Annotated in this window: 21 protein-coding genes; 7 read left to right on the forward strand and 14 right to left on the reverse strand. The window is 38.5% G+C overall.

All coding sequences use genetic code 11. From position 1 onward, the window contains the following. The first annotated feature begins 57 nt into the window (after positions 1–57). On the forward strand, positions 58–738 hold the full coding sequence (gene ung, locus ACIQXP_RS14500) for a uracil-DNA glycosylase (RefSeq protein WP_387505805.1): 681 nt from the start codon (positions 58–60) through the stop codon (positions 736–738). Next, a complete protein-coding gene (locus ACIQXP_RS14505; RefSeq protein ID WP_293741297.1) occupies positions 738–1,427 on the forward strand; it encodes an alpha/beta hydrolase in 690 nt (229 codons plus the stop codon). The genes ung and ACIQXP_RS14505 overlap by 1 nt, the downstream gene beginning before the upstream one ends. 131 nt (positions 1,428–1,558) lie before the next feature. Here the strand turns inward: ACIQXP_RS14505 and trpA are convergent, their stop codons facing one another. The 4 genes from trpA to trpD all read right to left on the reverse strand — a co-directional run bounded on the left by trpA (position 1,559) and on the right by trpD (position 5,370). After that, entirely contained in the window at positions 1,559–2,326 is a 768-nt protein-coding gene (gene trpA / locus ACIQXP_RS14510; RefSeq protein WP_293741298.1) for a tryptophan synthase subunit alpha, read from the reverse strand. An 85-nt stretch (positions 2,327–2,411) separates the two neighbouring features. Beyond that, positions 2,412–3,593, reverse strand: a complete 1,182-nt coding sequence (gene trpB / locus ACIQXP_RS14515; protein WP_208864448.1) for a tryptophan synthase subunit beta — start codon at positions 3,591–3,593, stop codon at positions 2,412–2,414. Between the two features lie 164 nt (positions 3,594–3,757). Then, positions 3,758–4,387, reverse strand: a complete 630-nt coding sequence (locus ACIQXP_RS14520) for a phosphoribosylanthranilate isomerase (protein ID WP_293741299.1) — start codon at positions 4,385–4,387, stop codon at positions 3,758–3,760. Continuing rightward, the gene (gene trpD / locus ACIQXP_RS14525) at positions 4,381–5,370 is read right to left on the reverse strand and encodes an anthranilate phosphoribosyltransferase (protein ID WP_293741300.1); all 990 of its coding nucleotides are present in this window, start codon (positions 5,368–5,370) and stop codon (positions 4,381–4,383) included. The genes ACIQXP_RS14520 and trpD overlap by 7 nt, the downstream gene beginning before the upstream one ends. A gap of 284 nt (positions 5,371–5,654) precedes the next feature. Between trpD and ACIQXP_RS14530 the strand changes: the two genes are divergently transcribed. Continuing rightward, on the forward strand, positions 5,655–6,596 hold the full coding sequence (locus tag ACIQXP_RS14530; RefSeq protein WP_293741301.1) for an ion channel: 942 nt from the start codon (positions 5,655–5,657) through the stop codon (positions 6,594–6,596). Between the two features lie 307 nt (positions 6,597–6,903). Here ACIQXP_RS14530 and ACIQXP_RS14535 read toward each other — a convergent pair whose 3' ends face one another. The 3 genes from ACIQXP_RS14535 to recR all read right to left on the reverse strand — a co-directional run bounded on the left by ACIQXP_RS14535 (position 6,904) and on the right by recR (position 9,480). After that, positions 6,904–7,743: an alpha/beta hydrolase gene (locus tag ACIQXP_RS14535; RefSeq protein ID WP_293741303.1), complete on the reverse strand. Its 840-nt coding sequence runs from the start codon at positions 7,741–7,743 to the stop codon at positions 6,904–6,906. A 155-nt stretch (positions 7,744–7,898) separates the two neighbouring features. After that, a complete protein-coding gene (locus ACIQXP_RS14540; RefSeq protein WP_293741304.1) occupies positions 7,899–8,717 on the reverse strand; it encodes an SDR family oxidoreductase in 819 nt (272 codons plus the stop codon). 145 nt (positions 8,718–8,862) lie between these two features. Then, on the reverse strand, positions 8,863–9,480 hold the full coding sequence (recR, locus tag ACIQXP_RS14545) for a recombination mediator RecR (RefSeq protein ID WP_293741305.1): 618 nt from the start codon (positions 9,478–9,480) through the stop codon (positions 8,863–8,865). Positions 9,481–9,663: 183 nt separating this feature from the next. Here recR and ACIQXP_RS14550 point away from each other — a divergent pair, with 183 nt between their 5' ends. The 3 genes from ACIQXP_RS14550 (at position 9,664) to ACIQXP_RS14560 (ending at position 12,540) form a co-directional block, all read left to right on the forward strand. Next, positions 9,664–11,172, forward strand: coding sequence for a sodium:solute symporter (locus ACIQXP_RS14550; RefSeq protein ID WP_387505806.1), 1,509 nt, complete (start codon positions 9,664–9,666; stop codon positions 11,170–11,172). A gap of 17 nt (positions 11,173–11,189) precedes the next feature. Further along, positions 11,190–11,897 (forward strand): LOG family protein, encoded by a 708-nt coding sequence (locus tag ACIQXP_RS14555; protein ID WP_090987668.1) that lies wholly within the window; start codon positions 11,190–11,192, stop codon positions 11,895–11,897. A 139-nt stretch (positions 11,898–12,036) separates the two neighbouring features. Continuing rightward, positions 12,037–12,540, forward strand: coding sequence for a hypothetical protein (locus ACIQXP_RS14560; RefSeq protein ID WP_293741307.1), 504 nt, complete (start codon positions 12,037–12,039; stop codon positions 12,538–12,540). 371 nt (positions 12,541–12,911) lie between these two features. Here the strand turns inward: ACIQXP_RS14560 and ACIQXP_RS14565 are convergent, their stop codons facing one another. From ACIQXP_RS14565 to ACIQXP_RS14585, 5 genes are all read right to left on the reverse strand, one after another. After that, complete coding sequence (locus tag ACIQXP_RS14565) at positions 12,912–13,703, reverse strand: inositol monophosphatase family protein (RefSeq protein WP_293741308.1); 792 nt, start codon at positions 13,701–13,703, stop codon at positions 12,912–12,914. 57 nt (positions 13,704–13,760) lie between these two features. Continuing rightward, complete coding sequence (locus tag ACIQXP_RS14570) at positions 13,761–14,915, reverse strand: prolipoprotein diacylglyceryl transferase (protein WP_293741309.1); 1,155 nt, start codon at positions 14,913–14,915, stop codon at positions 13,761–13,763. A gap of 350 nt (positions 14,916–15,265) precedes the next feature. Further along, a complete protein-coding gene (gene mtaB / locus ACIQXP_RS14575; RefSeq protein ID WP_387505807.1) occupies positions 15,266–16,588 on the reverse strand; it encodes a tRNA (N(6)-L-threonylcarbamoyladenosine(37)-C(2))-methylthiotransferase MtaB in 1,323 nt (440 codons plus the stop codon). Between the two features lie 91 nt (positions 16,589–16,679). Beyond that, entirely contained in the window at positions 16,680–17,225 is a 546-nt protein-coding gene (locus ACIQXP_RS14580; protein ID WP_387505808.1) for a hypothetical protein, read from the reverse strand. Positions 17,226–17,272: 47 nt separating this feature from the next. Further along, positions 17,273–17,842, reverse strand: coding sequence for a UbiX family flavin prenyltransferase (locus tag ACIQXP_RS14585; RefSeq protein ID WP_293741312.1), 570 nt, complete (start codon positions 17,840–17,842; stop codon positions 17,273–17,275). 626 nt (positions 17,843–18,468) lie between these two features. On the opposite strand from ACIQXP_RS14585, the gene ACIQXP_RS14590 reads away from it, so the two are divergent. After that, on the forward strand, positions 18,469–20,322 hold the full coding sequence (locus tag ACIQXP_RS14590; protein ID WP_387505809.1) for a PAS domain-containing sensor histidine kinase: 1,854 nt from the start codon (positions 18,469–18,471) through the stop codon (positions 20,320–20,322). Between the two features lie 256 nt (positions 20,323–20,578). On the opposite strand, the gene ACIQXP_RS14595 is transcribed toward ACIQXP_RS14590, so the two are convergent. Both ACIQXP_RS14595 and ACIQXP_RS14600 read right to left on the reverse strand, forming a co-directional pair. Further along, a complete protein-coding gene (locus tag ACIQXP_RS14595) occupies positions 20,579–21,442 on the reverse strand; it encodes an OmpA family protein (protein WP_090987655.1) in 864 nt (287 codons plus the stop codon). Between the two features lie 73 nt (positions 21,443–21,515). After that, positions 21,516–24,026: a beta-L-arabinofuranosidase domain-containing protein gene (locus ACIQXP_RS14600; protein WP_387505810.1), complete on the reverse strand. Its 2,511-nt coding sequence runs from the start codon at positions 24,024–24,026 to the stop codon at positions 21,516–21,518. Positions 24,027–24,196 lie beyond the last annotated feature (170 nt).

Consider the following 24,196-nt stretch of genomic DNA (forward strand, 5'->3'; position numbering starts at 1 on the left):
CATTACCCCAAATCCATTTTACCTCATACATCTTACATTAATATATACATCAGCATTATGTCAGCAGCATTAGAACCAGGATGGTTAGCCGTTTTAGAAGAAGAATTTGAAAAAGACTATATGATAAAACTGAAAGCTTTTTTACAGGAGGAGAAGCAAAGAGGTGCAACTATTTATCCAAAGGGTGCAGACATATTCAATGCATTGAATACTACTCCATTTGATGAGGTTAAAGTGGTGATTTTAGGTCAGGATCCTTACCATGGGGTTGGCCAGGCGCATGGCCTTTCTTTTTCTGTGCAACGTGGTGTTGCAGTCCCGCCCTCATTAAAAAATATATACAAAGAACTGGAAACTGATATTGAAGGTTTTAAAACGCCAAATCACGGTTACTTAACGCACTGGGCAGAACAAGGTGTACTGCTATTAAATGCCACTTTAACCGTTCGTGCTTCAGAAGCCGGCTCACACCAAAACCAGGGATGGGAAAATTTTACGGATGAAATTATTAAGGCTTTATCTCAAAAGCGAGAACATATTGTATTTTTATTGTGGGGTAAATATGCGCAGCAAAAGGCGGCTTTAATCGATCAGCAAAAGCATTATGTTTTGACTGCAGCTCACCCATCACCATTTTCTGCATACAATGGCTTCTTCGGATCGAAACATTTTTCGAAGGCAAATCAGTTATTGGTGCAAAACAACCTTAAACCAATTGACTGGAATTTACCAGCTTAATGAATACGTATTTCATTAGCGGCCTCGGTGCTGATCAAAGGATTTTTTCCCGATTAAAGCTGAGTGAAAAGATCACAGTTATCCATATTGACTGGATAGATCCTCATAAAAATGAGTCACTTGAAGCTTATGCTGAACGCCTTAGCCAAATTATCGATACCAGCCGGCCATTTGCTCTGGTAGGCGTATCTTTTGGTGGAATGATTGCAGTAGAAATGGCCAAACGATTAAAACCTGTAGCAACAATTATTATTTCAAGCACGGTGTTAAGCAGCCATCTGCCAGGATTATACCGCTTTGCCGGAAAACTGAAACTACTAAAATTTATTCCAGCTAAATTTCTAAAAGCATCGAACAAACTTACACAGCACTATTTTTTCGGTACAAAATCGTCAAATGAGAAAATATTACTGAATAGGATTATAAAAGATACCGATCCTAATTTTCTAAAGTGGGCAATTGGAAGCATTTTAAGTTGGAGAAACAAAACTGTACCAGAAAGGATTTACCATATTCACGGTACACAAGATAAAATTCTATATTCCAAAATAGCGAAACCAGATTTCGTGATCAACTATGGAACTCACTTCATGGTTTATCAAAATGCGAAGCAGATCTCAGGGATTATTGATCAACTGATATTGAATAATGGAACAGAAAATCTTACTCAATTGGCTAAAAACTATTAGCTTAATCTGAAGTAAACAATGGTGGCCATTAAAATGATCGTCAGCTTTGAAATATTGTCAGGTAAAAATCCATGTTCGATTTTTAAACTGCATATGCTCGATCAGATGACGATCATTAATGAAATAAAAATTTAATCCTTAAATTTTTTCATAAAATTACTGATGCTTTCTTCTAAATTTCCTTCGGATATGGCTTTAACGAAAGCCGTACCGATAATGGCACCATTGGCATAAGAACAAGCCTTATCAAAAGTTTGTTTATCGCTGATCCCGAAGCCGATCATGGTTGGATTTTTAAGGTCCATTGCTTTGATACGGCTAAAATAAGCTTCGGTAGTATTACCCACTTCTAAGTTTTTACCTGTCGTAGCCGACGACGATAACAGATAAATAAATCCATTGGTTAAACCATCTATTTTACGAATACGCTCTTCAGCAGTTTGAGGAGTAATCAAAAATACATTGGCCAGGTTATGTTTTTCGAAGCAATCTTTATAAAACTCCTCATACTCCACCATCGGCAAGTCTGGCACGATACAGCCATCTACTCCTACTTCAGCACAAGCCTCGCAAAATTTTTCTACGCCAAACTGCAAAACCGGATTTACGTAGCCCATTAATAAAACCGGGATGGTTACGTTTTTACGTAATTCTTTCAGCTGTTCGAAAAGCAGTTTAAGTGTCATACCCTGATCTAAAGATTGCTTGCTACTCGCCTGGATTACCGGTCCATCGGCAACAGGGTCCGAATAAGGAAAACCAATTTCCAGAATATCTGCGCCTGATTTTTGCAATGCTTCCGCAATCTGAATGGTATCGCCAGTATTAGGATAACCGGCAGTATAATAAATTGATAATATATTTTTCTTCTCCTGGAAGAGTTGTTTAATTCTGTTCATTTTCTTTTGAGATGTGAGATTGGAGATGTGAGATGATGACCGGGCAAGGAAATCTACTGCCTCATATCTCACGTCTCAAATCTATCTATAGATTAAAATATTTAATATAAGTATCCAGATCCTTATCGCCGCGACCTGAAAGGCAAACCACTACATTTTCGCCACCTTTGAATTGCATTTTTTCTAAATAAGCCAGCGCATGCGCACTTTCTATCGCCGGAATAATGCCTTCCAGTTTGGTACACAATAAACCTGCCTCAAGACTTTCCTCGTCAGTAATGGAAACATACTGCCCGCGACCGGTTTTGAATAAATGTGCATGTTGTGGGCCAATGCCCGGATAATCCAATCCTGCAGAAACCGAATGAGGCTCTACCACCTGACCATCTGGTGTTTGCATTAAAATACTTCTACTGCCGTGTAAAACGCCTTCGTTGCCTAAGTAGGTTGTGGCTGCCGAAAATCCGCTTGATACACCTTTACCTGCTGCTTCAACAGCGATCAGCTTTACATTTTCATCATCCATAAAATGGTAGAACATGCCCATGGCATTACTGCCTCCGCCCACACAGGCTAAAACATAATCAGGCTGATCGTTACCCGTTTGCGCCAACAGTTGTTTTTTTGTCTCTTCAGAGATGATCGATTGGAAAATCGCCACCATATCTGGATAAGGGTGTGGACCAACAACTGAACCGATAATGTAATGTGTATCCACAGGATTATTGATCCAGTCGCGCATGGCTTCATTGGTCGCATCTTTCAAAGTTTTACTGCCCGAACTTGCCGGAACTACCTTTGCACCCAACATTTTCATACGGGCCACATTTGGCGCCTGGCGCTCAATATCCACTTCACCCATATAAATCACGCACTCCAGGTTACGCAGTGCACACACCGTTGCTGTGGCTACCCCATGCTGACCAGCACCTGTTTCGGCAATAATCCGTTTTTTACCTAATTTTTCAGCAAGTAAAATCTGCCCGATGGTATTGTTGATTTTATGCGCTCCGGTATGATTTAAGTCTTCCCTTTTTAAGAAGATATTGACTCCATACCTTTCCGAATACCTTTTAGCCAGATACAATGGCGAAGGGCGTCCAACGTAGTCTTTCAACAGCTGATGAAATTCCTTCTGGAAATCAGGATCAGCAATGATCTTTAAATAATTCTGACGCAGTTCTTCTACATTCGGATAAAGCATTTCGGGAATGTACGCACCTCCAAAATCTCCGTAATATCCTTTTTCGTTTACTTTGTATTTCATAATATTATCAACTGTATGTCATACTTATAGCCGTTAAGGTAGCCGTCATCCCGACTGAAGTGCAATCCCGAACGTTCGGGAGAGAGATCTATATTTTACATTGTAGATTTCTCGGCTGCGCTCGAATGATGATCTATCTCCAGCTAAAATCGTAACATGATATTCTACTTATTCATTTCTTTTATAAATTCTTTAATCTTTTCTGCATCTTTCACACCTGGTTCTGTTTCGAAACGGCTGTTAATATCTAACGCATATAAACGATCATCGTTTAGTTTTTTAATGGCAGCGGTATGTTCCAAATCAATTCCACCGCTTAAAAAATAGGGTTTGGTATAAGTGTATCGGTCCAAAACAGACCAATTAAATGTTTTTCCGGATCCACCATGTAATTTTGTTTTGGTGTCGAACAAGAAATAATCAATTGTACCTAAATAAGCTTCCAAAGCTGAAAAGTCAAAATCTTCGTCTACCCCAAAAGCCTTAATCACTTCTACAGTGGGAAAACTTAATTTTAATGCGCCACAATATTCGGAAGATTCGCCTCCATGTAACTGAACAGCCTTTAAGTTCAATGTGTTTATTTTTTCTTTTACCTTTCCTAGATCCTCGTTCACAAAAACTCCAGCAGTTTTAATTTGAGCAGGAATGTATCTGATCAGTTCTGCCGAAACCTCACTGATCAATCTTGGTGATTTTTCATAAAAGATAAAGCCCATGTAATCTGGCTGCAACTCGGCTACCGCAGCAATATTCGCGGCCAAGCGCATTCCACAAATTTTTAACCTTAGCATGCCAGTAATTGTTTAAAACTGTGCAAAGCTTTTTTGTTCATGAGCGATTCTTCTGCTTCATAAAAACAATCTGCAAAAGACATTTCTGGTTTGATAGTCCGGATGGCCAATGCCGCGTTGCACAATACTACATTGGTCTGCACATCAGTCGCCTCGCCATTAAGCACATCCATAAATATTTTAGCCGATGATGCTACCGCATCACCTCCTTTAATGGCATTTACGTTTACTTTTTCAAATCCCATATCGTTGAGTGTTAAAATCTGCTCTCCCTTATTCGAAAAAGTTTTCACATCGCAGGTAAGTGAAACTTCATCATAGCCCTCCAGTGCATGCACAATGGTATAACTTTTATCGGTATCCTGGTATAAATAAGCATATAAACGGGCCAGTTCTAAACTAAAAACACCTACCATCTGGTATTTAGGCTGCCCGGGATTAACCATAGGTCCCAACATATTAAAAAATGTTTTTACCCCAAGCTCTTTACGGATCGGTGCTACAATTTTCATGGCTGGGTTAAACAGCGGTGCGTGCAAAAAGCAAATTCCCGCAGCATCAAGATTGCGCTTTAAAGTAGCTTCATCGTTGGTAAAGCTATAGCCCAGGTATTCCATTACATTTGATGATCCGCAGCCCGAAGAAACCCCATAGTTACCATGCTTGGCTACATGATACCCCGCCCCCGCTACTACAAATGATGATAAGGTGGAAATATTAAAAGTGTCTTTGCCATCACCTCCTGTACCACAAAGATCAATGAGATTATAACCAGAAAGATCTACCTTTAGGCACATATCCAGCATGGCATCTCTAAAGCCCTGCAGTTCCTGCACGGTAATGTTCCGCATGGCATAAGCCGTAATAAAAGCAGCAATTTGCGAAGAATTAAATGCACCTTCTGAAATGGAAATTAAAATGTTCTTTGCCTCTTCCCTGCTAAAGTTCTTGTTCTCAAATAAATGGTTTAATATCTTTTTCATGTTTTGTATTCCGCTGGTTGTGTCTTCACAAACCATTTAATGTTTATTCAGGTTCGTGGTGACACGAACCATGGCGACGTTTAAAAAAACTGCATAAAAAAAGGATTGCTTTTCAGGCAATCCTCTTCGTTGTGTTTAAAATATTTTAAAATATATAACAATAGAATCTGCCTAACGAATTTCGTTATGCCACCACCAATTGTTATTTAAGTTTTTAATGATCATGTTTGTATAAAGCAAATATTGACATAGTTTTTTAATATTCCAAAATCTTTCTAAAATATATGGTTTTCTTTAAAAGAAAAGTACAGTTTAATGATGATCTGGGTTTCGGATCCAATCCGGTAACGAAAAATCAGCGCATGCTAAACCCGGATGGTTCTGCGAATATTGAGCGTACGGGCCTGCCCTGGTTTAAGTTCGATGATACCTACACCCGCCTCGTCACCATGAGCTGGCCAAGGTTTTTCTTCGTTATTCTGATTGCCTACCTTATTGTGAATACCATATTTGCGGTATTATATAATGTTGTTGGAATCGAGAATTTGGAAGGCGCTAAAGGTTTAACGCTGCGCGATCAGTTTTTTGATGCCTTTTTCTTTTCTGCTCAAACGATTTCTACGGTGGGTTATGGCCATATTTCTCCTCAGGGGTTTATTACGAGTATTCTGGCTGCTTTCGAAAGTATGCTGGGCCTGCTTGCTTTTGCATTGGCAACAGGTTTGTTATATGGCCGTTTTAGCAGACCTACCTCAAAAGTAAATTTCAGTAAAAAAATGGTAATCGCACCTTATGAAAAAGGCCATGGTTTAATGTGCCGTTTGGTTAACTTACGCCGTAATCAGCTCATTGAGGTGGAGGTACAGATGGTGATGTCGTACAATGAAACCGTTGATGGCAAACATATCCGAAGGTTTTACCCTTTGGCGTTGGAACGTGATAAAATCGGCATCCTGTCATTAAACTGGACTTTAGTACACCCTATTACAGAAGACAGTCCTTTATACGAAAAATCGTTAACGGAATTACAACAGGCAGAGGTCGAAGTTTTCGTTATGCTTAAGGCATTTGATGATACATTTTCCCAAACGATTCATACTCGCACGAGCTATCAGGATGAGGATATAGAAATGGATGCAAAGTTTGAAAAAATGCATTACCATAATGAGGAAGGTAAAATTGTAATGGATTATAGTAAGTTGGATAAGATTACGCGAACGGTGTAACGGTCTCTTTTGGTTAAAAGATTCTTTTCTTTTTTGGAAAGCAGGTACGGTGCCAATCGGTTATGATAGCCCCGCCATACGCTGCAATCTTTTTGTTGCGTAGCCATCATACTGAAGCACGAATCTCTTGCATAGGCTGCAGACGACAGGAAATTCGGGTTTCTGCAAACAAAAAGGATTTCCGCTGCTGCCAGGTTTAGGTGGGTTGGGTTGGTACAATAAATAACCACTCCGTTTTAAAAGTCATCTTTCCAAAAGCCCCATACTGACAACTTTAATAGCAAAGAGACAAGGAAGTTGACAAATCTTATGATGTCCTTTGTATAAATTCTAAAATATCTTTGTATAAGCGATTGCTGCCAAAAATCATCTGACTGATCATAGGTACATGGCTTTTGCCCTTAATTTCTTTTATCTCTACAGGCACATGGTTCGCCTTAAGCTTTTCATATAACCTCGGCGTTTGTAATTTAATGGCACCATATGTTTTACTACCATAAAAGAGTAAATGCGGATTTTTAATATTGTTCACATAAGCTAAGGGCGAAGCACTTTTCCAAACCGCAGGCCGTTCCGTAAAGGTCCGGATGAAATCGAAATAAAAATGGTCTTTTTCGGCTGTGGTTAAATATTCTTCCATATCCAGTCCGAAGGGATCATTCAGGATTACACCTTTAATTGGATTAGCTATCCCAGCCTTATTGAAATATTTAGGATCTGCATTGATCAGTTCAGCCAGATGCGCCCCTGCAGAATGTCCCATTACAAAAATCTGCTCTGCACTTCCGGTAAAATCAGCAATATGTTCTTTAACCCATTTTACAGCTAGAGCACAATCATTGCCCATCTCTCCATACTGAACATTCGGTGCCAAGGGATAATTGATAATGACCGTAACTACACCTTTGCGTGCGAAATTCCTACCCATCCACCAATACGTTTCTTTTTTACCACTACTCCACGAGCCACCATGAATAAAAACTAAAACGGGTTTATTTTTGATACTATCGTTTTTATAAAAAATATTCAGCGTATTGGCTTCATCGGTGTTGCCGGCATAATTAATATTTTTTACCTTTTTAACTTGTGCAGCAGAAAGTAACGTTTGAAACAAGAGCATTAATAAAACAACGTGTTTGTACATCATAAAGGTTTTCCAACTCAACATTTAATAAACGAAATAGTTGCAGGTGTGGATTTCTGAAGGGAGTAGTAGGTAAAAAGTATCGAGTATCAAAATATGATTAACTTTGGCGCTTGAACCTCACGCCTTAATCCTTTCACCTTCTACCCATCATCCATCTACCTTGTTATCAACGGATTCTTTTCTTTCGCAAACAAATCAAATACCTTTTTATCTACGAAAGCCGGAAACAGTTTGTTCATCCATACGGCCAGTTTGCCTTGTCTGGTCATCACCAAAGTGCGTTTTCGCTGTTCAATGCCATCGGCAATTATGCCGGCCACTTCTTCCGATGTCATCATTTTACCTTCATCCATACTGGTTTCACCGTGTGCTGCGCCATCTTTGGATAAGGCCGTTACCCGGATATTCGAAGCCGTAAACCCTGGACAAGCCACCATCACATTCACTCCGGTTTTGAGCAATTCGGTACGTAAAGACTCCATAAAACCATTCATGGCAAATTTAGAAGCCGAATAACCTGTACGGCCCGGCAAACCACGGTAACCTGCAATAGACGATACGCCCACCACTGTTCCCTTTGTTTTTAAAATTTCAGGAAGTGCGTATTTGGTACAATATACTGTTCCCCAAAAGTTTACATCCATCAGGTTTTTAAGCACTGATAAATCCAGATCGTTAAACAGGGCTCGCATCGATAATCCGGCATTATTTATCAGAATATCAATTCTCTGAAAAGAAACCAGGGTTTGTTTTATGATGAGTTCGCAATCGTCCTCTTTACTCACATCGGCTTGTACCGCAACCGCTCTGATGCCATATTTTTTCTCTAAGTCAGCAGTAATTTCGCAAAGGGTAACGTATTGACGGGCAGCTAAAACAAGATTGGCACCACGCCTGGCAAATTCTTCCGCGCAGGCTTTTCCAATTCCGCTTGACGCCCCGGTAATGATAATTACTTTATTCTTTAGGTTCATTTGTAGTAGTGAGTATTAAGTAGTAAGTATTGAGTAAGAGTAGTAAGTATCGGGTATTAAGTATCGGGTATCAAGAAACAGGTAAATGATAAGTCCCAATCTGTGATTTTATACCTGATGCCTGCTACTTTATACCTAATGCTAATTATTTCATCATTGCAGTTTCGTAAGGTACGCGGGTAATGATCGATCGGCCCAAGGTAATTTCATCGGCATATTCTAGCTCGCCTCCGAAAGCAATTCCACGTGCAATCGTGGTTACCGGTACATTAAATTCTTTCAACCTTTTATAGAGGTAGAACAAGGTGGTATCGCCTTCCATATTCGGACTGAGCGCCAAAATCACTTCTTTGATCCCTCCTGCCGTCATCCTGGCCACCAAACCATCAATAAACAGATCAGAAGGCCCTATTCCATCCATTGGCGAAATTAAACCGCCTAAAACATGGTAAACCCCGAAATATTGTCCCGTATTTTCAATAGCCATTACATCACGCGTGTCTTCTACCACACAAATGGTTTCTTTATCTCGTTTATGCGATGTACAGATTTCACAAATTGAGTAATCGGAAATATTATGGCAGGTACTGCAGTGTTTAATCTGTTGTTTAAGTTTTATAAACGTATTACCAAACTGATTTACCTCCTCCTGCTCCTTATTTAAAAGATGTAATACCAAACGTAAAGCTGTCTTTTGCCCTACACCAGGAAGTTTTGAGAATTCGTTTACCGCATCTTCAAGCAGTTTGGATGAAAAATTCATAATGCAAAAATAGATAAAAAGGTTCATTGGTTCAATAGTGAATGGTAACTGCAAATTGCCAACTGAAAACAGCAAATGGCTATCATGCACTTTGGCTTCGGACTTCTGACTTCCGACTCGGGACTAATAACATATTGCTTGATTTGATAGTTTTCTTTACATTTATCAGCTTAAATCAAAAATATGTCACCAACCATTCTCTTGTGTTTTCTAATTGGCTACTTTCTGCTACTGATTATCATTTCGTTTGTAACCTCTCAAAAATCCTCAGACAACAGCACCTTCTTTGTTGCCAACAGAAATTCTAAATGGTACCTGGTGGCATTCGGCATGATTGGAACAGCACTATCGGGTGTTACCTTTATTTCGGTACCAGGAGAAGTTGGCGCACCTAGCGGAAACCAGTTTCAATATTTTCAGTTTGTGCTGGGTAATGCGGTTGGTTTTATCATTATAGCTACCGTTTTACTGCCGCTTTATTATCGCATGAACTTAACCTCTATTTATGGTTATATTGAGAAGAGATTAGGCCATTACAGCTACAAAACAGCTGCCTCAATATTTCTTTTGAGCCGAACTTTAGGATCAGCAACCCGACTATACCTCGTCGTAATCGTATTGCAACGTTTTATTTTCGACAGCTACGGTGTTCCATTCTGGTTAACGGTCCTCATTTCGTTGGCGTTGATATGGTCTTATACATTTAAAGGTGGATTAAAAACCATTATTATTACTGATACATTGCAGACCTTCTTTCTTGTACTTTCGGTTTTTCTAACCATTTATTTTATATGTAACAGTCTTGATTTCAATATTCCACAGGCATTTGAAACTGTAAAAAACAGCAGCTATTCTAAAATATTCTTCTTCGATGATTTCCTCATCAACAAGTTCTATTTCAGCAAACAGTTTATCGGTGGTATTTTTGTAACCATTGCCATGACAGGCCTTGATCAGGACCTGATGCAGAAAAACCTGAGTATGGGCACCATCCAGGAAGCGAAAAAAAATATGTTCACCTTTACCGGCGTGTTTGTCATCTTAAATATTTTCTTCTTAAGTGTCGGTGCATTATTATATATCTATGCGAGTAAAAATGGTATTGATATTCCTTTAGATCACGTTACAGGTAAACCTCGTACGGATTTATTGTTCCCCGAAATCGCATTGAACAACTTAGGCTCCGTTCCGGCTATTATTTTTATGCTGGGCTTAACCGCAGCCACCTTTGCCACAACAGATTCGGCGCTAACGGCTTTAACCACTTCGTTCTGCGTAGACTTTCTGGGCATGGCTAAAGCAGAAAATGTAAATGCCGAAAATGCTGTAAAAAAACGCCATACGGTACACATTGTTTTTTCTGTTTTGATGTTCCTGGTGATTATTGTAATCAATGCGTTGAACAGTTCATCAGTTGTGAGTTTAATTTTCACCATTGCTTCTTATACCTACGGACCGCTTTTGGGCTTATATAGTTTTGGGCTTTTTGTAAAAAAACGCGGTCTGCATGATAAATTAGTGCCAATAGTTTGCTTAATATCACCTTTTTTATGTTACTTGCTTGCAAGCAATTCTGCTGAAATATTAGGAGGATATGTTTTTAGTGTTGAACTGATTTTAATCAACGGTTTAATCACATTTATAGGTTTGTTATTCATCAGCAAAAAAACTGATGCACAGACCAGATTTTAATATTAGAATAACAGTATATGACGAGTGAAGAAAAAATTAGAAGTGCTTTTGAGAACAAAGACTGGCAGGAAATCAAAGTAACCGATTCATGGCAAATTTTTAAAATCATGGCCGAATTTGTAGATGGCTTTGAGAAACTAGCTAAAATTGGTCCATGCGTTACCATTTATGGCTCTGCGCGTACGGCTCAAACAAACCGTTACTATCAACTGGCAGAACAGTGTGGTAAATTATTAACTGATAGAGGTTATGGTGTAATTACGGGTGGTGGACCTGGCATTATGGAAGCTGGTAACAAAGGTGCCCATACCAATGGCGGTAAATCGGTAGGTTTGAACATAGAATTACCATTTGAGCAATTCCATAATAAATATATTGATCATAATAAATTACTGGAGTTTGATTATTTCTTTGTACGCAAAGTAATGTTTATGAAATATAGCCAGGGTTTTGTGGTATTACCAGGTGGTTTTGGCACTATGGATGAGTTATTTGAAGCCCTAACCCTGATCCAGACCGGCAAGATTGCCCGTTTCCCGATTGTACTGGTAGGCGTTGATTATTGGGGCGGACTAATCGACTGGATTAAGGGAACCATGTTACAAAAAGAGCATAATATCCATGAAGAGGATTTAAACCTGTTCAGACTGGTTGATACTGCCGAAGAGGCTGCAGAACATATTTTCCGTTTTTACGATAAATATGTACTTAAACCGAATTTCTAATGTATTGGTAAACCGTCACAATTGGTTAACTGCCAACTGAAAACTACCAACTGCCAACTGAAAAAGTGCTTACCAACAATAGGCACTTTTTTTATGTAACAACTCTAAACCTCCTGCATCTAAAATAAAACACAATAAAATGTCAAAATTGATCAACTGGAAGAGCGATTGGTTTAATGGAAATTTTAAACTCTTTGCAGATGGGCTTCAGAAAGGGGCCATAACTTTTGGGATGTGGACGAGCAGTGCTGAAAGTGTATTTGAAGATCAAAATTATCAGTTTGTAAGTGAGGGATTCTGGCAATCAAGCACGAAGGTAATCGACCGGAAAACGAGTGAAGTGATCGCTGTTATTACGTACGATAGCTGGAAATCAAAAGCATTAATCAGCCTGACAAACGGAAAACAGTATGAATGGAAATCAACAGGCATCTGGAAATCACAATGGACCGTAAGTAATTATCAGGATGAACACATTATGTACGTTTGTAGTAACAATAGTGGGGTAATATCTTCAGATACGGATAATAAATTACTGATGATTGCGGGTTTATTTATTAAACAGGTTTACAACAGGCAGCTCTTTATTCTGATCGCCTGCATCGTTCCGATCATTACGACGTCAACACTTCGTCATCACTAGGATTTTTAATGAAATTTTTCGGACTGAACAAGCACGCTAAATAAAGATTATATACTATTAATTATCAGAAAATTAACACCATATTAATAAAGTTTTTACTAAACAACCTTCCTTATTTTTGTTTCAAAAATGCTTTATATTGTACTGAATTTGATCAAGTTATATTTCAAAAATATCAGTAGTTATATCGACTTTATTCTTCCAGGAATATCAACCCACATACCTGATTAATGGGTTATCACCGAAGTATTGACAGGCATTTATCTTTTAGTTTTTAAAAACCGGTCGTCGTTTAACTTTCAATATTGATCTTGAAGCGAACCTAAGTGTATTACAGTAAAATTCGATAACTTTCCAATCAAGGTTACGGCCTATTTAAAATATCTTTTTATCGCTTCAAGCATTTCAGCAGTTAGTTTTCCATTGGTGGCTAAAATTTCTCTTTTCTCAAAGTAGTCATTGCCTCCCGAGAAATCGTACACTTCTCCGCCAGCTTGCTGAACAATGAAACACCCGGCTGCAAAATCCCATTGCTGCAAATTATATTCAAAAAAGGCATCGAAACGTCCGCAGGCAGTATATACCAGGTCTATAGCTGCCGCACCAATCCTACGCACTCCATGGCTTTTCTGCATCATTTCAGCTAATAATTTTAAATATTTCTCTTGTTTATCAAACTGATAATATGGAAAACCTGTAGCCAGCAGGCTTGATTTTAAATCTGGATTGCCGGAAACCCTAATTTCCTTTTTATTCATCAGAGCAGGTCCACCTTTGTAAGAATAAAACATCTCTCCCCGATTTAACTCGTAAACCACACCTATTGCAGGTAGCCCATCTTCATAAAGCGCTACACTAATACCATAGGCCGGGATGCCATGAATAAAGTTCGTTGTACCATCTAAGGGATCAATGATCCAGGTATAGGTTTTCCCAATGCGGTTAATGGTTTTTTCTTCGGTAATAAAACCTGCATCAGGAATTAATTTTTCCAGATTTTGAACAAGTTTCTGCTCTGCTGTTTTATCAACATAAGAAACCATATCATTTAATCCTTTGTATTCTATTTTCTGAACATCAAACTGCATAGCTTCTTTGCGGATAAAATTTCCGGTAAGCTTAACAATCGAGATCACTTTATTGCACAGTAATTCGTAATTCATAATTATTAAACAACAGTATGAGGTTGTTGTTGTATTTTAATTGAATTTATCAGGTTCTTATTGAGCCAGTTTGTTCTTATTGCGTAATGCATAAACACTGAGGGCAATGCCACCCAAAACCAGAAAAGTTGAAATCATTTCTGCCTGCGTAAATGGCGGTAAGCCAAAAACATGGTACTTGGAGTTTACACGAATCAACTCAATACAAAAACGTTCTACTCCGTTTAAGATCATGTAAATACCAAACATTAAACCAGGCGCTTTTATTTTATCCCTTATACTCCATAGAAAGGCGAAAAGGATTAAACATATAATCACTTCGTAAAGTGGTGTCGGATACACGCCTTGTGCCAATTCGTTACAAAACTTACCGGTACAGCCTGGAATGGGAATACCCTCGCCTACCACATTGTTTGGATATTTGTAAGACCATAACCAATCCGGCAGCCAGGAGAACGGTTTCGGGTTAGGATTTACAATGCCCCAGTCGCCATCACCCGCCATATGGCAGCCAATACGACCAACTGCATAAGCCAGCATCATGCCGGGTCCACCTACGTCCAACATATGTAAGGGTTTAATGCCATTTCGCTTCGCAATGATCAATACCGCTGCACCACCGCAGATTAAGCCTCCATAAAAAGTTAAACCGCTAAACGATAATAAGCGTTCTATAGGATGTTGAACAAAATCATCCCAATATTCCAGATTATCAAAAAATTTTGCTCCTAAAAATCCCCAGATAGCCGCCCATACAATCAGGTTACTCATGATCTGATATGGGTGGATGATTACCTGTGTTTCTTTTGGTTTATCTAATTTATGCTTATTCTTTTCAGTATAATCCCAGTAAGCAAATAAACCAGCAAAAAACAAACCACCAATTATATTTCCCTGGGTCGACATTAAAACCGACTGGGCATCATTTACAAAAAGTTTATAGTTCAGCAACGCGTAAACCAGCTTGTAACCGATAACAAAGCCAAAAAGCCCGTTCATAATCAATTCTGACGTGGTTGCGGGCTTACCCACTATAATGGTCTTTTTAATTGGATGGAGTATGCCTAATGCTTCTTTACGTTTAAGCTCTTTGGTAAAAGCCCAGTAACCGGCAACAAACGCGAGCGCCACAAAAACACCGAATGTATTAAATGGAAGCGGTAAATTAATGCCGAAAAGGTATTCTAAAAAATGTGAAACGGTAGGAAACATAGAAATATTTTGTTGCGAAGATAGGAAAGAAAGACCAAAGCTGAAAGACCAAAGCTGAAAGACCGAAGTGGAAAGTCAGAAGTCAGAAAGTCAGAAGTCAGAAAGTCAGAAAGTCAGGTGTCCGAAGACAGAAGCGGAAAGACCCAAGCGAAAAGACCGAAGTGGAAAGTCAGATGTCCGAAGACGAAAGCTAAGAAATTAACGATTCATAAATCTTATCTTTTACATCGTTCATTTAAAAGATTCTTCACTGCGTTCAGAATGACAATAAAGGATATTTAACAGAAAACTTCAGACTAAGGACTTAGGACTTAGGACTTAGGACTTAGGACTTAGGACTTAGGACTAAACTAATGGTGCGCGTAAGTGTTTTCCAGTTCGGCTACTTCCACTTCTCCGTCGGCAGTAATCCCTAAAAGCTTGACCGCTTTCAATTCGTTTACCATAACCGGATCGTATTTTGCCCGCACTTTTACATAATTTTTGGTAAAACCGTGCATGTAACCAGATTTCTGATCTGCTTCAAAAAGTACCTCTCCTTCATTACCAATTTGCGATTCGTAGAAAGCCCTACGTTTTTTATCAGATAAAATATGAAGCATTTTACTGCGTTCATTCCGTTCACTTCCGGCTACAACGCCTTTCATTTCGGCCGCTGCTGTCAGCTCACGTTCAGAATAAGTAAATACATGCAGATAAGAAATATCGAGTTGATTTAAAAATTGATAGGTATCCAAAAAATCTTCTTTCGTTTCGCCGGGGAATCCTACAATTACATCCACACCAATACAACAGTTTGGCATTACCTCCTTAATTTTAGCAACACGTTCTACATACAGATCACTCCGATAACGGCGGCGCATTAATCCCAAAATTTTGTCAGAGCCAGACTGTAAAGGAATATGAAAATGCGGAACAAACCTTTTTGAAGTGGCTACAAATTCTATAATTTCGTTGCTTAATAAATTTGGTTCAATAGAAGATATCCTAATTCTTTCAATTCCTTCCACTTCATCCAGGGCCTTAACCAGGTCGAAAAACTTGTCTTCGCGTTTCCCGTTTCTGATTCCGAAATCGCCAAGATTTACACCCGTTAATACAATTTCTTTAACACCGCTTTCGGCAATCATTTTAGCACGGTTTACCACATTTTCAATGGTATCGCTACGGCTTGCACCGCGTGCTAAAGGAATGGTACAATAAGTACACGGATAATCGCAACCATCCTGCACTTTTAAAAAAGTACGCGTTCTATCGCCAATTGAATAGGATGCAATAAAGTTGTGATTAACTTTCTCTATATTCTGCTGACGAACAAGCGCTTTTGGCTGTTTTGTTAAATCAGTAATGTATTCAACAATTCTGAATTTTTCGGCCGCACCTAAAACCATGTCAACGCCTTCTATTTCGGCAATTTCCTGAGGTTTTAACTGGGCATAACAACCTACAATGGTTACAAAGGCATTTGGCGAATACTTTAAAGCCTCTTTAACAACTTTACGGCATTTTTTATCCGCATGCTCAGTTACAGAACAGGTATTGATTACATAAACATCAGCCTGGTCCTGAAATTCTACCACAGCATAACCGGCATCGGTAAACAAGCGACCGATGGTTGAAGTCTCAGAGAAATTGAGTTTACAACCTAATGTATAAAATGCGACCTTTTTCATTGAAGCTGCAAAGATAGGAAATTTGTTCGGAGTTGTTGGTTTTGAGTTTTGAGAACTGACAAATTACAGACTAGATCATAGCTAACATAGACTACTGATTATTGTAATTCACCACATATTTTCTAACGATATCAAAATTATATTTTTTCTCTTCTTGAAAAGATTCATTTAAACCTTTGTTATCACCGATCAACTCGGCAAAAATATCTTTTCGTAATTTAATTTTAGCAAATATTCTATCAGTAATAATATCTACCCATCCACCACCTTCTTTACTTGCAAACCAGGTAATAATCCAAACTCCCTCTGGCGTTCTTACCTTATGCTCATAAAGATTAATTTTTCCTGCTTCCAGGACTCGTAAAAAATACCGTTTCTCGCTTTTAGGAATATTATTTGAAATGAATTTTTGTTTCTTTTTGAATAAATAATACCCATTTACAGTTTCGGGAGAAAAGCTGATATTTTCCCCGCCATTTGATTCAAGGATGTATTGAGACAATAATCCTGGCTTTATACTGCCTAGAATTGTATCGTTTTTTAAGGTAATGATAAAATCTTCCTGTGCATTGACGCGAGAAAAAAAAGCACATAAAGCTATGCAGAACAACATAGAGCGTAAAAATAGTTTCATCATATTAATTTAAATCAGCCTAAAATATTTAAACGCCGGCAAAACACCAACTATTTCTCCTGCCACCGGTAGCTTTCCTGCTCGAAACCCGCCAAATCCAATACCCTACTCACTACCGTTCCGGCAACCTCTTCTATCGTTTGGGGTAAACTGTAAAATGATGGGTTAGCCGGACAAATAATACCTCCAGCTTCAGTAACCATTTTCATATTGTTAATGTGAATCAGGCTAAATGGGGTATCTCTTACTACAGCTATTAATTTTCTGCGTTCTTTTAACACTACATCTGCCGCTCTGGAAATTAAGTCATTAGATATTCCATGCGCTATCCTGCCCAAGGTACCCATTGAGCAAGGGACGATTATCATGGTATCATATTTAGCCGATCCTGAAGCAAAAGGTGCATTAAAATCATTTTTGTTATAAAAGGTAAACGCTGTAAACTGGTTATAATCCTGATTTCCCAGCTCGAATTGCCAAACTGCCTTTGCATTATCACTCATCACTATGCCTACTGCCTCTATCTGGTCTCTTAATTTCAGCAACTGATCAAACAAGACCTTTGCATATATCGAACCGCTGGCACCTGTAACGGCAACAATTACTTTCTTTTTCATCATAACCACAAAAGTAGTTTATCTAAATTGATTAAAACAAAAAAGGGCCAGAACAATGTTCTGACCCTACATCTACCTATGAAAAACATACCCTCGAAAGGGTAAGAACAAATATATATAATTTTTTAAAAAAATATAAACAAGAAACGCGAAATCGTTTAAATCAGCCAATTAGCTTTAAATTTAATCACAAACAACTGATTTACAGGATAATAATTTTAAATAAATTTACTTAAAAACCTTTTAACAACTTAAAAAGACACTTTTTTCATAATAATTGACAATAATTTTGTAGTATAAAAAATACAATCATAATCATTAGTGTTTCAAGAAATAATGAGTAAGAAGATTTTCTATTCCTGAATTTACATTTTTTTGATGTTGACCTAACCTGCTGCCGATCAAAATTTCAATAAGCTGACTCTTCAAAACTTAAGTTACTGGGGTTTTCTTTAATCCAGTGTAAACTACCGTAGTATAATTCCCCAGTATAGGTTATTAAATTCTCTGTAAATAAATATCAATATCTTATATTTAATACCATATCGTATCAAATATGATAAAGATATGTGAATCGATTGGAATTTAGTGTTTAACGGTTATATTTGAGAAAGTGTCATCTCAGATTTATGATAGATTTAGCTTCGCCATTTTTAAAGGCATTATTGAAACATGCTACAAACCCTGTAGTCATTTTTAAAATTAAGCCGGTATTAGTAGTGGTAGAACATAATGATGCTTACCAGGCTTTAATAACGTGTGTTGGCGGGAAGTCAGAATCCTATAATATCGATATTATCCCTGACCTCCTGTCTGATGATGAAAGAACAACGCTGATTAAAACAGTTCAAAGCGTAAGTGAGCTCAAAACCAGGCAAAGCCTGACCGTTCATCCTATCTATTCCAACTCCCCGCATGTAAAATGGGAACTCGAATTCTCGCCGGTATTACAAAGCAACCGCCCTGTTGAATACCTCATTTGCTCATTAAAGGAAATCCCGGTGAACGAGAACGACCTGGAGCATATTTTGCTTGAGCTTTCGGAAAGTGAAATGCGTTTTAGGGGCTTTTTTGAGCAAGCGCCGTTAGGCATGTGTGTTTTGAAGGGACCCGAACTTATTACGGAGTATGCGAATGATAATATATTAAAACTCTGGGGCAAGAGTAGAAAAGAGGTTATCGGAATATCTTTGGAAGATGCAAGACCGGAATTTCAAACCCAACAGGCGCTGGTAAAACGTGTAAAAGACATTTTCAAAAACAAGCAAACACTAACAATCAATGAACTGAAACTCTCCACTCCGGTTTCAGATGGGTATTTTATTGCGCTTTATGAGCCCTTAAAGAATGATAAAAACGAAGTAACCAGCATCTTGTTGATTATTAAAGATATTACCGAACAGGTAAATTTTAAAAAAGAACTTCTTAAAGCGAAAGACATTTTAAAAATAGCCATGGATGCCTCTAAAATGGGATCATGGAATATCGACCTATCAAACAAGCAGGTGCTATTATCTGAAAGGGCACAACAGATCTATGAAATTGAGCATAACAGATTAGATATCGAGAAGGCCAAATCCATGATCTGCCAGGAAGATATGGGGCATCTAACCCGGGGTATAATACGCGCACTACACAACCGCGATGCCTTTAATATTGAATATCAGATTAACCTTAAAGGCGTTAATGAAAAGCGCAAATGGATACGAACTGCGGGAAAGGCTTATTACAACGAAGATGGAACGGCTATTTATATCGCGGGGGCAATTCTGGATATTACAGAACACAAACAGGATGAAATAAGAAAAAATGACTTTATCAGTATGGCTAGTCATGAGCTTAAAACACCCTTAACTTCTTTAAGCGCGTACGTACAGCTTTTACAATACAAATCTAAACAAACAGATAATGTTTTCTCTGCTCAAATACTTGATAAGATAAATATTCAATTGAAAAAAATGTCGATAATGATTGATGGTTTTCTGAATGTTTCCTTACTAGAATCCGGTAAAATATTATTGAACAAAACAAATTTTAATCTTACTGCGCTGGTTAAGACCATTGCTGAAGAAACCAGGATGGTTTCGCGTAGCCATTTTATCCAGGTACTTGGCCCGGAAGAATTGATTGTACATGCCGATATGGAAAAAATCGGAAGTGTTGTGAACAACCTGATTGGCAACGCGCTAAAATATTCCAGAAAAGAATCGCTGATTGCAATAAAATGTGAAATACAAAACGATTATGCAGTTGTAAGTGTAGAAGATGAGGGTCTGGGCATTAGAGAAAATGATCTACCGCGGCTTTTTGACCGTTTTTATCGCGTAGAAAGTCATGATACCAAAACCATTGCAGGCTTTGGGGTAGGCTTATATATTTGTGCTGAAGTAATTGAAAGGCATAATGGAAAAATATGGGTAGAAAGTAAAGTAGGAAAAGGTTCTATATTTTATTTCAGTTTACCTTTTTCAACTGAGCAATGAACTCACACCTTTCTGAAGATATGATTGAATATGTTAATCTCTATTTCTTCAGTTGCTCATTACAAAACATGCTCTTGCCATTCAATATCAAAACATTTTTAAAGGTATTGTAAGTACTTAACAGCTATTGTTGAACAAACTAGTAAATTCTGGCGCTTATAAGCGCAAAAGAGCATCGAAAGGGAATAAAAACTTTGAAATCAAAAAAGGGCTGAAAATTTAATTTCAACCCTTTATAATTTCGATTAGTTATGCACTATTTTTGAGATTGCTCAGGCGCTTTCCCGATCAGATCCATAAACTGGTCCAGTTTAGGCGTGATGATAATTTGTGTACGTCTGTTTTTTGCTTTCCCACCAGCGGTTGCATTATCTGCAATTGGGTTAAACTCTCCACGTCCGCCCGCAGTTAAACGCTTGGGGTCTACTGCATATTTGTTCTGTAATACCTGCACTACAGATGAAGCACGTAAAGCACTCAAATCCCAGTTGTTTCGTATATTAGGCTGAGAAATAGGTACATTGTCTGTATTACCTTCTATCAGTACATCATAAGTATCGTAATCTTTAATGATCTTGGCAATTTTACTCAATGTCTCGCCGGCTTTATCTGATACTTCATAGCTACCGGATTTATATAACATATTGTCAGCCAAAGAAATATATACCACGCCTTTAAGCACCTGTACATCAACATCTCCCAATTCTTCACGACTCAGCGAACGCGTCAGGTTATTGGTTAATACCATATTAAGGGAATCGCTCTTATTTTTGGCGTTTACCAGTTGTTTGATGTATTTGTTCGAACTATTAATTTCATCAACCAGTTTTGAAATATTTACATTCCCTTGGCTGCTGGAATTTAAACATTTGTTCAGTGCCTCCTGTAATGCCGCTACGTTAGCCTTTTCTGATGCAATCTGTTCTTCCAAACTTCTAACCCTGCTCGTACTTCCGCTAAGTTCGCGCTGACTATCCTGGTATTTATTGCTAAGTTCCTGATTTCTCTCTCTTAACTTCGAATAAGTATCCTGAAGCTCGGCATATTTTTTATTGCTCACACAACCTGCAGCAAGCGCCAGGGTAAAGAGCATTATGGGAATTGATTTGTATAATTTCATAATATTACTTTATTTATTATTACTGCATCAGCAAATTTCTTGCCGTAATGTTTTAAGGGGTCATGAACTGACGTTAAATGATGTTAATTTTTACCGAATCAAAGCTTGCCAATGCCTTATATGTTCTTAATCCTATACTTCCAGACTGATATTGGCTGTCTGATGCCGAAAGTACAGGCCTGGCAGATCCGTCTATAAAAACATCGAATTTAGAACCCTTAGCCATTATCTTTAAGATATACACTTTATTCGTCTCAACAGGGTATTTTTTTGAACCTATTACCGTCCATTTTTGCCCGTCTGCTTTTCCGAGCACTATGGTCCCATTAACCTGATCTAAACCTACATAATAGCCCTGGTAAGCATCCGGACCAATGGCAGGTTTAGCCACCCTGAACATTAACCCGGCATCACCTTTGGTATCGATCTTAACCTCTGCCTGATAAATAAAATCATTAAAGTCTGTACCATTGGCTACGTATTTAGACCCATTTATACCAAAACCACCAGAACCAGGATTGGAAGAAACGTTCATTTTACCATCTTTCCAAAACCAGCCACCGCCATAAAAAACCCAATTGCTGGCCATCCCCTGATCAAAATTCTCAACTAAGGTTCTATTTATCATTTTGGTTTGACCGATTACGGGAAAACAACTTAAACGGATATTTTCTGAACCGTAAGGCACCAATACAATTTCCTCTGGCTTTGCTACAGACGCAATCGGACTATAGGGCACATCAAAAGCAGCAACCTTATTGTAATCTAAGCCCCATGAGGGAATCTTTTTCGCCAAAACCTTTAATTTAAGCGGTGCATATGCTGCTATAAAAGGATTTTCCGGCATTTTTGATCTGAGCAAACTGGCCTGGTTTAGACCATTTTTATCAATCATTAAGCCATAATTCCATGCCGATTTTGGATGGATCTCATAATCGGTAAAGCCTGCAACAGCGTGCGTTTTTGTTACCCTGTTTTCGGCCTTAATTTCTAAGGCATAAACAATCGGGCCACGCTCCACACTTACAGAATTATTGACCTGTTTGCTGGTAATGATTTCCATTGGAAAGTTAAGTTCCAGTTGATCTTTATTTTCCCATTTGCGGCTTATGGTAAACATTTCTCCGGCCTTTACCCCCTTTAACATCACTCCGTTTAACTTAACGCTCGGCTTAAGACTCCATGCCGGTATTCTTAATATCAATGGAAAAGATACAGGAGCAGCAAGTCCTAGGTTTAGTCTGATCTGTTCTCCGAATGGATAATTGGTTTCTTCGGTAATTTTAATCTTTTTGTTCTCGGCAACTACAGTTTCTATTTCCATTGGTCCATAGGTAATCACGGCCAGGCCTTTCTCTGGCGTAGCCACCACACTATTTTTCACATAATAAGGCCAGCCCATGTGCATATTATAGCGGCAGCAGCCGAAGCCTGAATATGGGCTCGAAACGATGCCTGTGCTATAATCCTGATTAAAGCCATGCTCTCCATGGATACTCTGCACCTGGTTGGGCAAGGTATAATAAGAATGGTTTTTAAAATCCCGGCTAAACTGAGCTGGCAAAGCATTGAAAGCTACTTTTTCTAACTGATCGCCAATTTTTACTTCGTGAATAATCCTGGCTGCTGTTTCTAAACTCTGCATCCATTCTACCACGGTACAGGTTTCTACACCTTCAATGCTACTGGTACCCGCCAAAAATTCTGTTCCAGAACCTAAACCTTCTGGCTGACCGTGGTCGCGCATAATATGAGTGATGCCTTTAGAAAAGGCCTGAAGGTTACCGGGCGAATCTTGAAGCTGGGCGTAAACTACGGGGAATTTTAACGCCTGCGCCACATTAACCATATGTTTTGGCTGAAAATCGTCTCCAAAAAAGTAAAATCCGTTGTTGGCGTAAATATCGATCCATGGGTAAGCCTGTTGTTTTAACTTTTCTACAAGCTTTAACAAATAATTTTCGCCGGTTTTATTGTAAAGCCAAATGGCAATTTCCATGTTATCACCTGCCCTTGCTTTAGCCCACTCACTTAAAGGATTGACATCGAGGTGATCCAGTTCATATTGAAAGTACTTTGAAAGGAAAGGAATAACCCTTTTATCATTGGTGGCCTCATAATAACTTTGCAATGCATACATCATTGGCATACGTGGCCACCAGTCTTTCATTTTAGGAGGACCAAATAATCCATTAGCCTGCTGGTTGTTCAATGTCCAATCGATATACTTTTGCGCTTTCGCTTTTAGCATGGGATCATCTAAAGTATAGGCCAGCGCGACCAGGCCTTTAACGTAATAAGGTACGCGCTCCCAGCTGCTACCCTCCCCGCCTAACCAATCGGTATTTTTGCCCAGATTGTCTTTTTCCGGATACAGCTCTTCGGCCATGCCTGTTGCACCATCCCTTTGTTGCTCCAGCTGCTTTAACAACCAACCCTTCGCCTTGATACTGCCTAAGGGCAATTGCACATAAACCTGCTGTTTTAATGGTGCTTTATTAAATTCAGTTAAGCTTTGTGCCCTTGTGTATCTAATTGATAAGCCAGCCAGCAGCACACATAAGGAGAATATTATTTTAGTCATAAAAAGGTAATTGGTTAGAAATTTATAAAGTAAAACTAACAAATCTGTACAACTAATAAAACGATTTAGTAAAAAATATGAGGAACCTATTAATGCAGGTAATCCGATAATTTAACCCCGACAACTTATACGAGATAAATTGTTGGGGTTATTCAAAAACGCTTTTTTAA

It is taken from the genome of Pedobacter suwonensis (assembly GCF_044762335.1).
GTDB lineage: Bacteria > Bacteroidota > Bacteroidia > Sphingobacteriales > Sphingobacteriaceae > Pedobacter.